At 72.2% G+C, this 13,066-nt stretch carries 15 protein-coding genes; 5 read left to right on the top strand and 10 right to left on the bottom strand.

What is annotated here, in order from left to right:
- Nucleotides 1-11 precede the first annotated feature (11 nt).
- The 3 genes from ACIGA3_RS13405 to ACIGA3_RS13395 form a co-directional block, all read right to left on the bottom strand.
- Entirely contained in the window at nucleotides 12-572 is a 561-nt protein-coding gene (locus tag ACIGA3_RS13405) for a YbaK/EbsC family protein (protein ID WP_399714182.1), read from the bottom strand.
- 30 nt (nucleotides 573-602) lie between these two features.
- A complete protein-coding gene (locus ACIGA3_RS13400) occupies nucleotides 603-1,175 on the bottom strand; it encodes a helix-turn-helix domain-containing protein (RefSeq protein WP_399714179.1) in 573 nt (190 codons plus the stop codon).
- A 165-nt stretch (nucleotides 1,176-1,340) separates the two neighbouring features.
- A complete protein-coding gene (locus tag ACIGA3_RS13395; RefSeq protein WP_399714177.1) occupies nucleotides 1,341-2,105 on the bottom strand; it encodes an acyltransferase in 765 nt (254 codons plus the stop codon).
- A gap of 154 nt (nucleotides 2,106-2,259) precedes the next feature.
- Between ACIGA3_RS13395 and ACIGA3_RS13390 the strand changes: the two genes are divergently transcribed.
- The gene (locus tag ACIGA3_RS13390) at nucleotides 2,260-2,802 is read left to right on the top strand and encodes a gamma carbonic anhydrase family protein (RefSeq protein WP_399714174.1); all 543 of its coding nucleotides are present in this window, start codon (nucleotides 2,260-2,262) and stop codon (nucleotides 2,800-2,802) included.
- Between the two features lie 4 nt (nucleotides 2,803-2,806).
- Here the strand turns inward: ACIGA3_RS13390 and ACIGA3_RS13385 are convergent, their stop codons facing one another.
- Together ACIGA3_RS13385 and ACIGA3_RS13380 are read right to left on the bottom strand one after the other, a co-directional pair.
- Entirely contained in the window at nucleotides 2,807-3,460 is a 654-nt protein-coding gene (locus ACIGA3_RS13385; RefSeq protein WP_399714172.1) for a DedA family protein, read from the bottom strand.
- Nucleotides 3,461-3,618: 158 nt separating this feature from the next.
- Nucleotides 3,619-4,071, bottom strand: a complete 453-nt coding sequence (locus tag ACIGA3_RS13380; RefSeq protein ID WP_399714169.1) for a DUF4442 domain-containing protein — start codon at nucleotides 4,069-4,071, stop codon at nucleotides 3,619-3,621.
- 129 nt (nucleotides 4,072-4,200) lie between these two features.
- Between ACIGA3_RS13380 and ACIGA3_RS13375 the strand changes: the two genes are divergently transcribed.
- Complete coding sequence (locus ACIGA3_RS13375) at nucleotides 4,201-5,196, top strand: hypothetical protein (protein ID WP_399714167.1); 996 nt, start codon at nucleotides 4,201-4,203, stop codon at nucleotides 5,194-5,196.
- Nucleotides 5,197-5,251: 55 nt separating this feature from the next.
- Nucleotides 5,252-6,577 (top strand): MFS transporter, encoded by a 1,326-nt coding sequence (locus ACIGA3_RS13370; RefSeq protein WP_399714164.1) that lies wholly within the window; start codon nucleotides 5,252-5,254, stop codon nucleotides 6,575-6,577.
- On the opposite strand, the gene ACIGA3_RS13365 is transcribed toward ACIGA3_RS13370, so the two are convergent.
- Nucleotides 6,485-7,330: a spermidine synthase gene (locus tag ACIGA3_RS13365; RefSeq protein ID WP_399714162.1), complete on the bottom strand. Its 846-nt coding sequence runs from the start codon at nucleotides 7,328-7,330 to the stop codon at nucleotides 6,485-6,487. The genes ACIGA3_RS13370 and ACIGA3_RS13365 overlap by 93 nt on opposite strands.
- Nucleotides 7,331-7,390: 60 nt before the next feature.
- Nucleotides 7,391-8,569, bottom strand: coding sequence for an elongation factor Tu (gene tuf, locus ACIGA3_RS13360; RefSeq protein ID WP_399714160.1), 1,179 nt, complete (start codon nucleotides 8,567-8,569; stop codon nucleotides 7,391-7,393).
- 313 nt (nucleotides 8,570-8,882) lie between these two features.
- Between tuf and ACIGA3_RS13355 the strand changes: the two genes are divergently transcribed.
- Complete coding sequence (locus ACIGA3_RS13355) at nucleotides 8,883-9,662, top strand: TVP38/TMEM64 family protein (protein WP_399714158.1); 780 nt, start codon at nucleotides 8,883-8,885, stop codon at nucleotides 9,660-9,662.
- A 159-nt stretch (nucleotides 9,663-9,821) separates the two neighbouring features.
- The gene (locus ACIGA3_RS13350; protein WP_399714156.1) at nucleotides 9,822-10,700 is read left to right on the top strand and encodes an undecaprenyl-diphosphate phosphatase; all 879 of its coding nucleotides are present in this window, start codon (nucleotides 9,822-9,824) and stop codon (nucleotides 10,698-10,700) included.
- Between the two features lie 16 nt (nucleotides 10,701-10,716).
- On the opposite strand, the gene ACIGA3_RS13345 is transcribed toward ACIGA3_RS13350, so the two are convergent.
- The 3 genes from ACIGA3_RS13345 to ACIGA3_RS13335 are packed head-to-tail and all read right to left on the bottom strand — an operon-like array spanning nucleotide 10,717 to nucleotide 13,001.
- The gene (locus ACIGA3_RS13345; protein ID WP_399714153.1) at nucleotides 10,717-11,640 is read right to left on the bottom strand and encodes a hypothetical protein; all 924 of its coding nucleotides are present in this window, start codon (nucleotides 11,638-11,640) and stop codon (nucleotides 10,717-10,719) included.
- Between the two features lie 49 nt (nucleotides 11,641-11,689).
- Nucleotides 11,690-12,352: an HAD family hydrolase gene (locus tag ACIGA3_RS13340; RefSeq protein ID WP_399714150.1), complete on the bottom strand. Its 663-nt coding sequence runs from the start codon at nucleotides 12,350-12,352 to the stop codon at nucleotides 11,690-11,692.
- Between the two features lie 37 nt (nucleotides 12,353-12,389).
- Nucleotides 12,390-13,001 (bottom strand): DUF4291 domain-containing protein, encoded by a 612-nt coding sequence (locus ACIGA3_RS13335; RefSeq protein WP_399714147.1) that lies wholly within the window; start codon nucleotides 12,999-13,001, stop codon nucleotides 12,390-12,392.
- Between the last annotated feature and the right edge of the window lie 65 nt (nucleotides 13,002-13,066).

The raw sequence follows: 13,066 nt of genomic DNA, 5'->3' as shown, positions 1-13,066 counted from the left end.
CACGCCGTGAGTCAGAGCGCCACGCCCAGTCCCTCGATCACGGTCGCGCCGGGGATCTCCGCGAACGCCTTGCCCGGCAGCAGGAGTTTGCCGCGCCTGCGGCCGCTGCCGACGAGGACGTAGGGGAGGTCCACCACGGCCGAGTCGATCAACACCGGCCAGGCGGCGGGGAGTCCGAGCGGGGTGATGCCGCCGTACTCCATGCCGGTCTCACCGGTCGCCAGGTCCATCGGGGCGAACGAAGCCTTGCGGGCGCCGAGTTGACGGCGCACCGTGCCGTTGACGTCGACCTTGGTCCGGGAGAGCACCAGGCAGGCGGCGAGGGTGGTCTCACCGCCGCGCTTGCCCGCGACCACCACGCAGTTGGCGCTGCGCTCGGGCAGGTCCGCGCCGTAGTGCTCGACGAAGACGGCCGTGTCCGCGAGGTCCGGGTCGGTGTCGACGTACAGGATCTGCTCGGCGGGAACGGCACCCTGCCAGTTCCGTACCGCGTCGGCGACCGGTGCGGTCAGCTCGGCCAGGCACTCGGGGGCGGGGATGGCGTTGTCGAAGTCTCCGATGGGCGCGCGCATGTCGGCACCGTAACAGTCCGCGCGGGGCCTTCAGCGCACGGGTGGCACGGAGACCGCCATCACCATCCGCGTAGGTACGTCACCCTCGTTGCCGTAGGTGTGCGGGGTGTCGGCCTCGAAGGTGGCGCTCGCCCCGGCCGGGACCGCGTGGCGTACCCCGTCGACTTCGAGGGTGAGTTCGCCGGAGGTGACGTGGACCAGTTCGACCGTGCCGGAGGGGTGCGGGTCGGCGCTGCTGTGCTCGCCCGGCATCAGCTTCCAGTCCCACAGCTCCAGCGGGCCGGGCGCCTCGGTGCCGGCCAGCAGCCGGCTGTAGCTGCCGCCCTCGGTGTGCCAGAGGCGGACCGCCTGGTCGGCGGGGACGACACGCACCCTGGGGCCCTGTTCGTAGTCGAGCAGGGTGGTGACGCTGATGCCGAGCGCGTCGCCGATCTTGACGACGGTGCCGATGCTGGGGTTGGTGCGGGCCTGCTCGATCTGGATGAGCATGCCCCGGCTCACCCCGGCGCGGGCTGCCAGTGTGTCCAGCGTGAAGCCGCGCTCGGTGCGCCAGCGACGGACGTTGCGCGCCAGGGACTGGGTCAGCAGGTCGAGGTCCGCCACATCACGTCCATCGGGGGGTCACAGGGGCCACACGGGTCCCAGAGGTCTCAGGGGCCCCTGAGGTCACGGAAAAGGAATGACCGGATCGAGTGCACGGGACCACGGTGTGCCGCACCCGACCGTGCACCGCACTGTACTGCGCGGTCCGGTACGCAGCACGCGCGCTCAGCCCTCCGCGTCCAGCTTCGCCAGTTGCTCGACCTGCTCCTCGTCCAGGGCGGCCAGCGCGCCCAGCTGCGCGGAGGTGACCCCGGTCGGGGGCGGCACCGGGGCGGGCGTGCGCAGCGGCGGCTGCCAGCCCTCCTCGGGCGTCCAGCGCCGTACGACGCGGGCGGGCGCCCCGGCGACCACGGCGTGGTCGGGGACCGTGCCGCGTACCACCGCGCCGGCCGCGACCACCACGTTCCGGCCGATCCGGGCGCCGGGCAGGATCACCGCGCCGGTGCCGATCCAGCAGCCGGGGCCGATCTCCACGGGTTCCATCCGGGGCCACTGGCGGCCGATGGGCTCGTGCGGGTCGTCGTAGGAGTGGTTGGTGGAGGTGACGTAGACGTACGGGCCGAAGTAGCAGTCGCGGCCGATGGTGACCGTGGTGTCGGCGATGACATGGCTGCCCCGGCCGAGGACGACGCCGTCGCCGATGCGCAGGATCGGCTCGGGGCCGAGGTCGAGGTCGGGCATGAGGCCCGCGGTGAGGGTGACCTGCTCGCCGATGATGCAGTAGTCGCCGAGCCTGATCCAGGGCTCGCCGAAGACCGTGCCGAGCGGGAAGGCGAGCCTGGTGCCCTCGCCGATCGCGCCGAACCGGAACCGGCCGGGATGCCCAGCGGTCACCGCGCCCCTGCGCTGCGCCCAGCCCCACACGGCATGGACGGCACGCTGGGCGAGCCCCTGCCGCCAGGAGGAGAACGTGTTCTTGCGCTTCGGCACCCGCCCACGTTACTCAGCGGTCGCTCACCGGGAGGGGCCGGGCGGCTGTGATCTTCACCCCATCCCGCGGGCCCTTGGATGCCCTACCGTGCGCGGGGAGGCCGCCCGGCGCGGTCCCGCTCGATTTCGCCCGGCAGAGAGACGGTGGACACGGATGACACACAAGGCCCTGATCGTGGGCATCGGCGGCAGGGAACCGGCGATCGACCCGGAGGCGTTCGTCGCCCCGAACGCCTCGGTGATCGGCGATGTGACGCTGCGGGCGGGGGCGAGCGTCTGGTACGGCGCGGTGGTCCGCGGCGACGTCGAGCGGATCACCGTCGGCACGGACGCCAACGTCCAGGACAACGTCACGCTGCACGCCGACCCCGGCTTCCCGGTCACGATCGGCGAACGCGTCTCCGTCGGCCACAACGCCGTCGTGCACGGCGCCACCGTCGAGGACGACTGCCTGATCGGCATGGGCGCGACGGTCCTGAACGGCGCGGTGATCGGCGCGGGTTCTCTGGTGGCCGCCCAGGCCCTGGTCCCGCAGGGGATGGTCGTACCGCCCGGCTCCCTGGTGGCGGGTGTCCCGGCCAAGGTCCGCCGGGAGCTGTCGGAGGAGGAGCGGCAGGGCGTCACGCTGAACGGCACCCTGTACGCGGACCTGGCGAAGACGCACCGGGCGGTGCACGAGCAGGAGGGACGCGAGTAGGGCCCTACGGCTGGTCGGCGCCGACCGGCTCGGCCTCGGGGGCCCGCTCCGCGGACTCGTTCCGCCTGGAGCGGCGCTTCATGAGCAGGAAGGAGGTGAGGCCGATGACGACGGCGGCCACCAGGCCCAGCCAGGAGAACCGCTTGAGCCAGTCCTCCGCGACCATGCCGACGTAGTAGACGACGGCGGTGGTGCCGCCCGCCCAGACGATGCCGCCGAGGACGTTGGCGATCAGGAACTTCCAGTAGGGCATGCGGAGCACGCCCGCGAGGGGACCGGCGAAGATGCGGAGCAGGGCGATGAAGCGGCCGAAGAAGACCGCCCACATGCCCCACTTCTCGAAGGAGCGCTCGGCGGTGGCGACGTGCGCCTCGCTGAAGTGGCGCGGGAATTTCCGCCCCAGCCAGTTCAGCAGCGGGCGCCCGCCCTTGCGGCCGATCGCGTAGCCGATGGAGTCGCCGATCACCGCGCCGGCCGTGGCACAGGCGCCGAGGACGAACGGGTCGACGCCGGTGTGCTGGGAGGACATGAGCGCGGCCGAGACGAGGACGATCTCGCCGGGCAGCGGGATGCCGAGGCTCTCCAGCCCGATCACCAGGCTCACCACGGCATAGACGGCGACCGCGGGCACCGAGTCGAGCCATTCCTGGACGTGCACCGCCGGTTCCTCCCAGTAGCTGTCGCACCCTGCGGGGGCGCCACGCGCGGGCACCCCGCAGGAAGGCTACCCGGTCGGCGCACCCCGCCGACGAGCCCGACCGGCGGCCAGGGGCGCGGGCCAGTGGCCGACGCGCCCCTGAGAGTCCCCCTGGGGCCTCAGCCGTTCGGCCGCAGGGTCCAGACCACGGTCATCTCGCCGGAGACGGCGCCGTCCTCGCGCTGGATGGTGATGGCGACCGGAAACTCGGGACGGCTGCCCGCGTCCAGTTCCGCGACGACCTCGGCGGCCGGGCGGCCCAGCGTGGCGGTGGCGGTCACCGGGCCGAGGGCGAGCTTCTTGTAGTCGATCTCGGCGCGCACCGCGAGCGGCACCGCCCGCGAGAGCTGGTCACCGAAGGCGGTCAGCACGATGGCCCCGCTCGCGGACTCGGCCAGCGTGAACATCGCGCCGGCGTGCGGTCCGCCCAGGTGGTTGTGGTACTCGGACTGGTCCGGCAGCCGGAGCACCGCGCGCTCCGGAGTGACCTCGATGAACTCCAGGTTCAAGGTCCGCACCATCGGCACCGCGGCGGCCAGCATGTCGCCCATGGAGGCGCTCTCAACTGTCATGACCGTGATGTTACCGACGGGTAGCGAGCCTGACCAGCCCCGCCCTTCCCTCTGTTTCCCCCGTTTCGGTACGCCCCTGACGAGGGACGGTGACCGAAACGTGTCCGGTGGCGCATTAGGGTTCTGGCCATGTGGCCAGGAGAGCAGCCGCCAGGGGGCGCGCAGAACCCGCAGGACAACCCGTATCAGCAGCCGGGTTACCAGCAGCCGAATCCATATCAGCAGCCCGGCTACCAGCAGTACCCGCAGCCGAACCCCTACGGGCAGCAGCCCCAGTGGGGTCCGCCGACGCAGCCGCCGCACAAGCCGGGCGGCGGGAACAACCGGGTCAAGGTCGTCGCCATCGTGTCGGCCCTCGCGGTCGTCGTCACCGCCGGGGTGACGGGGTATCTGGTCCTCGGCTCCAAGGACGGCGGCACCGACGAGGCCAAGGGCGGGAAGAAGACCAGCCAGTCACCCACGCCCGAACCGTCGGTCACTTCGTCCGCGCCGGACGACAACCCGCGCGGCGGGGACGGGGAGAAGCCGGTCATCGCGGGCTGGAAGGTCGTCGTCAACCCGAAGTTCGGCACCGCCTTCGACGTACCGCAGGAGTGGCAGCTCGAGTCCACGGACACCTCCTACTTCATGGAGGACCACGCGGACGACGACAAGCTGATCACCTCGGTGTCCGCGCCCGCCGTCTACAAGTCCAAGTGGTGCACGGACGACAGCGACAAGGACGGCCGCACGGAGGACACGTCGCTGGCGGTGGCCGGCACGCGTGGCGAGAGCGGCGCGAAGAGCCCCGAGCAGGCCGCGGTCATGCGGGTGCCGTGGTACGTCTACGGCGGCTACACCCAGCCGGACAAGAAGAGCCTCACCTTCGACAAGAAGGCCAGATCCTACACCACCTCCTCGGGTGTCAAGGGCGCCTACACGTGGGCGCGTTCGTCGGGCAGCCCGCAGAAGGGCAAGTGCGCGAGCGACGGCAAGGCCCTCTCGTTCGCCTTCCGCAACTCCGCCCAGGACATCGTGTCGTTCGACTTCTACGGCGCCAAGGGCGTGAAGGGGGAGGTCGACACGGCGACCATCATGAAGATCCTCTCCTCGGTGCGGCTGCACGGCGACCCCACGGAGAGCTGACGAGCGGCCGGTAATCGGGTTGGCAGTCACGGGGTCACCCGGCCATAGTCGGCCGGTGATCCCGGACTCCTCCCCCCGCCCCTCCTGGGCGGGCCGCAACTACTCGCTGCTGACCACCGCGGCCGTCGTCACGAGCCTCGGTGCCAACGGCTCGCTGATAGCGGCCGCGTTCGCGGTGCTTGAGGCAGGCGGCGACGGCGGCGACGTGGGCCTGGTGGCCGCGGCCCGCACCCTGCCGCTGGTGGTGTTCCTGCTGATCGGCGGCGCGGTCGCCGACCGGCTGCCCCGGCACCGGGTGATGGTCGCGGCCAACGCCCTCAGCTTCGCCTCCCAGGGCGCGTTCGCCGTACTGGTCCTCACGGGTGAACCCCAGCTGTGGCAGATGATGCTGCTCACCGCGCTCGGCGGCACCGGGCAGGCGTTCTTCAGCCCGGCGGCCGAGGGCATGCTGCTCTCCTCGGTCCAGGGGGAACACGCGGGCCGGGCCTTCGCCCTGTTCCGCATGGCCACCCAGGGCGCGGCGCTCGGCGGGGCGGCGCTCGGCGGCGCCCTGGTCGCGGCGATCGGCCCCGGCTGGGTGCTCGCGGTGGACGCGGCCTGCTTCGCCCTCGCCGGCGCGCTCCGCGCGTTCCTCGACGTCAGCCACATCCCGCCCCGGGAACCGGGTACCGGCATGCTGGCCGATCTCCGCGAAGGCTGGCGGGAGTTCATCGGGCGGCCCTGGCTGTGGGGCATCGTCGTCCAGTTCTCCGTGGTCAACGCGGTGGTCGGCGCGGCCAACGCGGTCTACGGCCCCCTGGTCGCCCGCGACAGCCTGGGCGGCGCGGGCCCCTGGGGCCTGGCCCTGGGCGCCTTCGGCGCGGGCACGGCGGCGGGCGCCCTGCTGATGACCCGCTACCGGCCCCGCCGGCTGCTGCTCGCCGGCACCCTCGCCGTCTTCCCCCTGGCCCTCCCCTCGGCCGCCCTGGCCGTACCGGTACCCGTAGGGGTCCTGTACGGGGTCATGTTCGTGGCCGGTGCGACGGTGGAGATCTTCGGCGTCTCCTGGATGACCGCCCTGCACCAGGAGATCCCCGAGGACAAACTCTCGCGCGTCTCGGCGTACGACTGGTTCGGCTCGGTGGCCCTGATCCCCCTGGCCACAGCCCTGGCGGGCCCGGCCCAGTCGGCCTTCGGCCGCACCCCGGCCCTGTGGGGCAGCTCAGCGCTGATCGTCGTCGCCACGGCGCTGGTCCTGCTGATCCCGGACATTCGCGGGTTGCGGCGCGGGGATACGAAGAGCGCCGCCTCAGCCGATGCCGAAAGCCCCGTCCGGGGGCGCGGGGGAAGGGACAGCGTCGGAGTCGGAGAGGGGGCGGGCCGAGCCGATGAACTTGGCTAGAACCGGGCCGTGTTCGACGCGGGCCGGGAAGGCGTCGGCGGCTGTGCGGCGGGTCAGCGGGGCCGTGTTCAGGGGAGCGTGGGAGGCCAGCAATACCGCGTTGCCGAAGCGGCGGCCGCGCAGGACTCCTGGCTCCGCGATCAGGGCCACTTCCCCGAACAGGGCCGCCAGGTTGGCCAGTTGGGAACGGAGGAAGGTGAAGGGCGCCCCGTCGGCGAGGTTGGCCAGGTAGACGCCGTCCGGGCGGAGCACCCGTGCCGCCTCGCGGGCGTAGTCCAGCGAGGTGAGGTGCGCCGGGACGCGGGAGCCGCCGAAGACGTCCGCGATCAGTACGTCGGCGCTGTCGTCCGGGGCCGCCTCCAGCCAGGCTCGCGCGTCGGCGGCGTGGGTGGTGATGCCCGAGCCGGGCGGCAGCGGCAGGTGCTCGGTGACCAGGTCGAGGAGGCCCTTGTCGGCCTCCACCACGTCCTGCCGGGAACCGGGCCGGGTCGCGGCGACGTACCGGGGCAGGGTGAGCGCTCCCCCGCCCAGGTGCAGCACGTCCAGCGCCCGGCCGGGCTCGGCGGCCGCGTCGAGGGCGTAGCCGAGCCGCCGGGCGTACTCGAACTCCAGATGCTCCGGCTCGTCCAGGTCGACGTAGGACTGCGGGGCCCCGTCGACGGTGAGCAGCCAGGCCCGGTCCCGGTCGACGTCGGGCATCAGCTTGGCGGTGCCGTGGTCGACGGTCCGGCTCACGGGTATGGGTTCGCTCACCCGGCCATTGTCGCCGGTCCGACGGGGTGCGCGGAGACGAGCCCCGCGCCCCCCTACCGCTCAGCCGACCGAGGTGACCGTACCCGCGCCCACGGTCCGCCCGCCCTCACGGACGGCGAACCCGAGCCCCGGCTCCAGCGGCACCTCCCGGTCCAGCTCCACGGTCATCTCCATCGTCTCCCCGGGCCGGGCGACCGCCACCTCGCCCAGGTCGATGTCGCCGGCCACGTCCGCCGTGCGGATGTAGAACTGCGGCCGGTACCCGGTGGACAGCGGCTTGGTGCGGCCGCCCTCGGACCCGGAGAGCACGTACACCCGCGCGGAGAACCGGCGGCTCGGCGCCACACTCCCCGGCGCCGCGACGACATGCCCGCGCCGGACCGCGTCGCGCGGCACCCCGCGCAGCAGGATCGCCACGTTGTCCCCGGCCTGCGCCTCCGGCATCGGCTTGCCGAAGGTCTCCAGTCCGGTGACCACGCTCGCCGCGCTCTCGCCCCCCGCGCCGAGCACCTCCACCCGGTCGCCCAAGCGCAGCGTGCCCCGCTCGACGGCGCCGGTGACGACGGTGCCGCGACCGGTGATGGTGAGGACGTTCTCCACCGGCAGCAGGAACGGCGCGTCGAGATACCGCTCGGGCATCGGCACATAGGTGTCGACCGCGTCGAGCAGCGCCTCCACGGACGCCGTCCAGCGCGGGTCGCCCGCGAGCGCCTTCAGCCCGGAGACCCGTACGACGGGCACGGCCTCCCCCGGATACCCCTGGGAGGTGAGCAGTTCGCGCACCTCCAGCTCGACCAGGTCGGCCAGCTCCTCGTCACCCGCGTCCGCCTTGTTCAGCGCGACCAATATGTGGTCGACACCCACCTGCCGGGCGAGCAGGACGTGTTCGGCGGTCTGCGGCATGATCCCGTCGAGCGCGGAGACGACCAGGATCGCCCCGTCGAGCTGGGCGGCGCCGGTGATCATGTTCTTGACGTAGTCGGCGTGGCCGGGCATGTCGACGTGGGCGTAGTGCCGGGTGTCGGTCTCGTACTCGACGTGCGCGATGTTGATGGTGATGCCGCGCGCGGCCTCCTCCGGGGCGCGGTCGATGCGGTCGAACGGCACGAACGTGCCGGTGCCGCGCTCGGCGAGCACCTTGGTGATGGCGGCGGTCAGGGTGGTCTTGCCGTGGTCGACGTGGCCCATGGTGCCGATGTTCAGGTGCGGCTTGGTGCGCACGTATGCCGTCTTGGGCATGGCTGTTCCTCGTGGTCTTGGTGGTGCGTGGAGAGCACGGGACCCCTGGGACTCGCCGACCCTCCCCTCGCGGGGTCCGCCGGACTTTCCGGAGAGGGTCAGCTTCGGGCGCCGTCGACGGCTGCCACGAGGACGAGGACGGCAGCCTTCGGCGCGTCCGCGACTGCGGATGCTGCGAGGAAGGCGTACCGGAACATGACGCAGATCATGGCGGACACGTCGTCCCACGTCGAACGGTTTTCCGCGCCCGTCCACCGGTCAACGGCCGCGGACCATACGCCGATCACACCCCCGCGTCGGCTACTGTCGCCGAATGCCCGATGCCACCACCCGCTCTGGGGGCACCGCCACGGCCGTTCCCCCGGCCGTCGCCCTGAGGCCGACCCCAGCCGTGCCCCTCACCCCCGTCACCCCGGTCACCCCTGCCGGTCCTACCGTGCGTGTGTGGCCGTCGCCGTACGCGCGTCTCGCGCTGCTGCTCACCCTGCTCGCGGGCGCGGCCACGGCCGTTCTGGTCTTCGACCCGCAGCGCCTGCTCACCGACGGCTGGCCGCCGCAGCTCGGCGGGTTCGCGGCGGCGGGGGTGTTCGCGCTGGCGTACGGGCTGTGCACGGTGGCGTTCGTACCGCGCCCGCTGCTCAACCTGGCGGCGGGCGCGCTGTTCGGCTCCACGCTGGGGCTGACCTCGGCGCTGGCGGGCACGGTGCTGGGCGCCGGGCTGGCGTTCGGGCTCGGGCGGGCGCTGGGGCAGGACGCGCTGCGTCCGCTGCTGCGCGGGCGCTGGCTGAAGGCGGCCGACGGGCAGCTCAGCCGGCACGGGTTCCGGTCGATGCTGGCGGCCCGGCTGTTTCCGGGCGTGCCGTTCTGGGCGGCCAACTACTGTGCGGCCGTCTCCCGGATGCGCACGCTGCCCTTCCTGGTCGCCACGGCGATCGGCTCGATCCCGAACACGGCCGCGTACGCGGTCGCCGGCGCGCGCGCCTCCACGCCGACCTCGCCCGCGTTCCTCATCGCGCTGGCCGCGATCGGGCTGCCCGCGCTGGCGGGTACGGTGCTGGCCTGGCGCAAGCGCCATCACCTGCGCGCGCGTTGACGACACCGCCCGGACGCCCCTGGTACAGGCCCCGGTCCCCCGGTGTTCATGACCATTCGATGACCAACCCCCTGTGAAGGCTTTGCCAACGGCGCCCGCTACGCTGCCCTGCGTCGCATGATCCCCCTACGCTCCCCAGCGCTTGGACGCCTCTCCTCCATGTCTTGGTTTGAATCCCTCGTTCTCGGACTCGTCCAGGGGCTCACCGAGTTCCTGCCCGTCTCCTCCAGCGCGCATCTGCGGCTGACCGCGGCCTTCTCCGGCTGGCAGGACCCCGGCGCGGCCTTCACCGCGATCACGCAGATCGGTACGGAGGCGGCGGTCCTCATCTACTTCCGCAAGGACATCGGGCGGATCATCTCGTCCTGGTTCCGCTCGCTGTTCGACAAGTCCATGCGGCGCGACCATGACGCGCAGATGGGCTGGCTGGTGATCGTCGGCTCGATCCCGATCGGCGTGCTGGGCGTGACACTGAAGGACCAGATCGAGGGGCCGTTCCGCGACCTCAGGATCACGGCGACCATGCTGATCGTGGTCGGTGTGGTGATAGGCGTCGCCGACCGGCTGGCAGCCCGCGACGAGTCCGGCGGCCGGCACCGCAGCGCCAAGCAGCGCAAGTCCCTGAAGGACCTCGGCGTCCGGGACGGCCTGATCTTCGGCCTCTGCCAGGCGTGTGCCCTCATCCCCGGCGTCTCCCGCTCCGGCGCCACCATCAGCGGCGGCCTGTTCATGGGCTACAAGCGCGAGGACGCGGCCCGTTACTCCTTCCTCCTCGCCATCCCCGCCGTCCTCGCCTCCGGCGTCTTCGAGGTGAAGCACTCCCTGGGCGAGAACAGCGAGGTGGCCTGGGGTCCCACCCTTTTCGCCACGGTGATCGCCTTCTTCTCCGGATACGCGGTAATCGCGTGGTTCATGAAGTGGATCTCCAACAAGAGCTTCATGCCGTTCGTCTACTACCGAGTGGCCCTGGGCATCGTCATCATCGCCCTGGTCACCGCGGGCGTACTGAGCCCGCACGCGGCGGAGTCGGCGGGCTGACCGGGCCGGCGGACGCTCATCGCCGCATCGGCAGCTTCACCAGGCCGGCGAGTTCGGTATCGGTCGCCGGCCTGAGCGTCGACAGAAGCCGCCGCGCCGCGGGCAGGTCGGCGTGTGTGCCGTCCATGCTCACGGTGCAGACGAGACCGTCGCGACGCAGGCGCAACTCCTGGTGCTCATAGCCGCCCTCATAGGTCACCAACTGGCGTCCCGCACCGTCGTCCGTGCAGCGGATCGGTTCGCCGAAGGGCACCGGACAGCCGCGCGCGTCCACGCGTCGGGTGTCGTGTCCCTCGCGTTCCACGCCGAGGTGCAGGAGCGGGGAGGCGGGTCGTTCGTAATCGACGCCGAATCCGTCCTCGCTCGCCCCGAGAACGCGCAGCGCATAGCCCGGCGGCGGGTCGCCGACCCTTAGCATCGCCCGGTCCACGCCGTTGGCGGTGATCCACTCCCCGAGCGTGGGGGCCTGTGCGGCCGCCCACACGGCGTACGCGCCGACGGCGGCCAGGGCGGCCGCTGCCCCGAGAGCGCCCAGCTTCACGCGGGCGCCCGGGAGGAAGAGCGCGGCCGCGATCGCGTAGCAGGCGCCTCCGGCCGCGTAGAACTGAAGCGCGCTCTCCGAGTGGTCGATCTCGAAGGTCACCACGGCGGCGCCGAACGCGCCGGCCGTACCGAGGACGTAGACGCCCGCGGTCCATGCCCACAGCCCGCGCTTGCGGCGCATGAGCGGCACCGTCGTGCGCATGCTGAACGCAAGCCCGGCCGTCGCGGCGATCGCGAGCAGCACCACGCCGACGGCGACCGCCGCGAACGGGGCGGCCCAGTCGGCGAAGAGCGCGACGAGCACCGCCTGCGTCTGCACGGCTGTCAGGGCGCACCCGGCCACCCAGACGACCACCAGCTGAGCGATTGCCCGGCCCGCCTCCTGTTTCCGCGTCATTCCCATGATCACGCCGGCGGGCCGGCCGCGGTTCCCCGGGCGCCGGGTGTCAGTGTCTGCCGCTGTTGAACTCCCGGATCAGCCCCGACAGTTCCAGCAGGCTCTCGATGCGGAACAGGGGGAGGCGTTCGGCGTCCTTGGTGTTCCAGGCCGACCTTGCCCACGGACCCCGGTGGATCATGGCCGTGTGCATACCGGCCCGGCGAGCCGGGCGGAGGTCGTTGTCCAGGCGGTCGCCCACATAGAGCATCTCGTCCGGTTCGGCCGGGATCAGGGAGGTCAGGCGGGCGAAGAAGGCGGGGTCGGGCTTGGAGACGCCCCAGTCGGCCGAGGTGCCGATCAGGTCGACGTCAGTGGCGAAGAGTTCGCGCAGGAGGCGGGCGGCGTGTGCGTCCTGGTTGCCCGCGATGCCGAGCCAGAGGCCGTCCGCCCGGAGCGTGGCCAGGGTGTCGCGGACGTCCGCGTACACGTCGGCCTCCCCGAACCCCTCCGGCATCCCGGCGGCGGCCCGCTTCTCCCGCTCCTCCGCCAGGTCGAAGCCGGGCCGGAACTCCTCGAAGACCTCGCGGTGATCACGCCCCTGGGCGACCACCGCGCCGAACACCGCCGAGAAGGTGTGCCGGGGCACGCCCAGCCAGTCGGCCCAGGCCCCGAACTCCGTCGTCTCGTCCACCAGACACTCACCGACATCGAAGACCGCAGCGCGAATCATGACGGCCAGGGTAGTGCGGACACCCCGGCGCGGTGATCTACGCACCCAGGTGGGCCAGCATTCCCTGCCCCACCGGATACGGCCGCTCCTCCGGCAGCAGCCCGCCCGCCTCCTCCAGCCGCCCGGCCCCTACCGCCCCGTGGATCTCCCGCGCCAGCGGTGTCACATCCCGGATGTCCACGATCCACTCGTCCGCGTACCGCGCGGCCGCCTCGCCCGCGAGGCCGAGCTGGAGGGAGCGATGGGACAGCGGGTTCAGGCGCAGATCCCGCTCGGGGTCCCACTGGACGCGGGACGGGGCCTCGCGGAGGCGGCGCTTGAAGTCGGCCGGGGTGCCGTGCAGCTCGGGGACATGGTGCGAGAGGCAGGCGTTCTCGATGGCCCATTCGAAGCCGGTGCGAGTGATGTCGACGGCGAGGACGGTCTCCTGGCCCTCCTTGGTGCCCCAGCCACAGCGGTACATCATCCAGAGGAAGGACGGCTTGATCCAGGTCATCCGGGACCGGCTCCAGGCGGCGGGGAAGCGGCCGGTGCGGGCCGCCGGGGCGCCGATCTCGGGCCGGTACGCCTGGTACACCGTGATCGTGGTGGGCGTGTGGGCCGCGCGGATGCGGAACTTCGGTTCGGTGACGGTGGGTTGGTCGATCATGGGATCAGGTTCGGCCACCCCGCGCCCGGCACGCCACCCGATATCGCGGACGGCCCCTGTCCCGG

This window comes from Streptomyces sp. NPDC085596 (genome assembly GCF_044541565.1).
Taxonomy (GTDB): Bacteria; Actinomycetota; Actinomycetes; order Streptomycetales; family Streptomycetaceae; genus Streptomyces.
The sequence above is the reverse complement of the archived record's forward strand: the minus strand, read 5'-3'. Positions and strand labels throughout refer to the sequence as shown.

Coding starts and splice junctions, on each gene's coding strand:
- ACIGA3_RS13405 (WP_399714182.1), bottom strand. CDS start 572: ATGCGCGCGCCCATCGGAGACTTCGACAACGCCATCCCCGCCCCCGAG.
- ACIGA3_RS13390 (WP_399714174.1), top strand. CDS start 2,260: ATGACACACAAGGCCCTGATCGTGGGCATCGGCGGCAGGGAACCGGCG.
- ACIGA3_RS13380 (WP_399714169.1), bottom strand. CDS start 4,071: ATGACAGTTGAGAGCGCCTCCATGGGCGACATGCTGGCCGCCGCGGTG.
- ACIGA3_RS13375 (WP_399714167.1), top strand. CDS start 4,201: ATGTGGCCAGGAGAGCAGCCGCCAGGGGGCGCGCAGAACCCGCAGGAC.
- tuf (WP_399714160.1), bottom strand. CDS start 8,569: ATGCCCAAGACGGCATACGTGCGCACCAAGCCGCACCTGAACATCGGC.
- ACIGA3_RS13355 (WP_399714158.1), top strand. CDS start 8,883: ATGCCCGATGCCACCACCCGCTCTGGGGGCACCGCCACGGCCGTTCCC.
- ACIGA3_RS13350 (WP_399714156.1), top strand. CDS start 9,822: ATGTCTTGGTTTGAATCCCTCGTTCTCGGACTCGTCCAGGGGCTCACC.
- ACIGA3_RS13345 (WP_399714153.1), bottom strand. CDS start 11,640: ATGACGCGGAAACAGGAGGCGGGCCGGGCAATCGCTCAGCTGGTGGTC.
- ACIGA3_RS13340 (WP_399714150.1), bottom strand. CDS start 12,352: ATGATTCGCGCTGCGGTCTTCGATGTCGGTGAGTGTCTGGTGGACGAG.
- ACIGA3_RS13335 (WP_399714147.1), bottom strand. CDS start 13,001: ATGATCGACCAACCCACCGTCACCGAACCGAAGTTCCGCATCCGCGCG.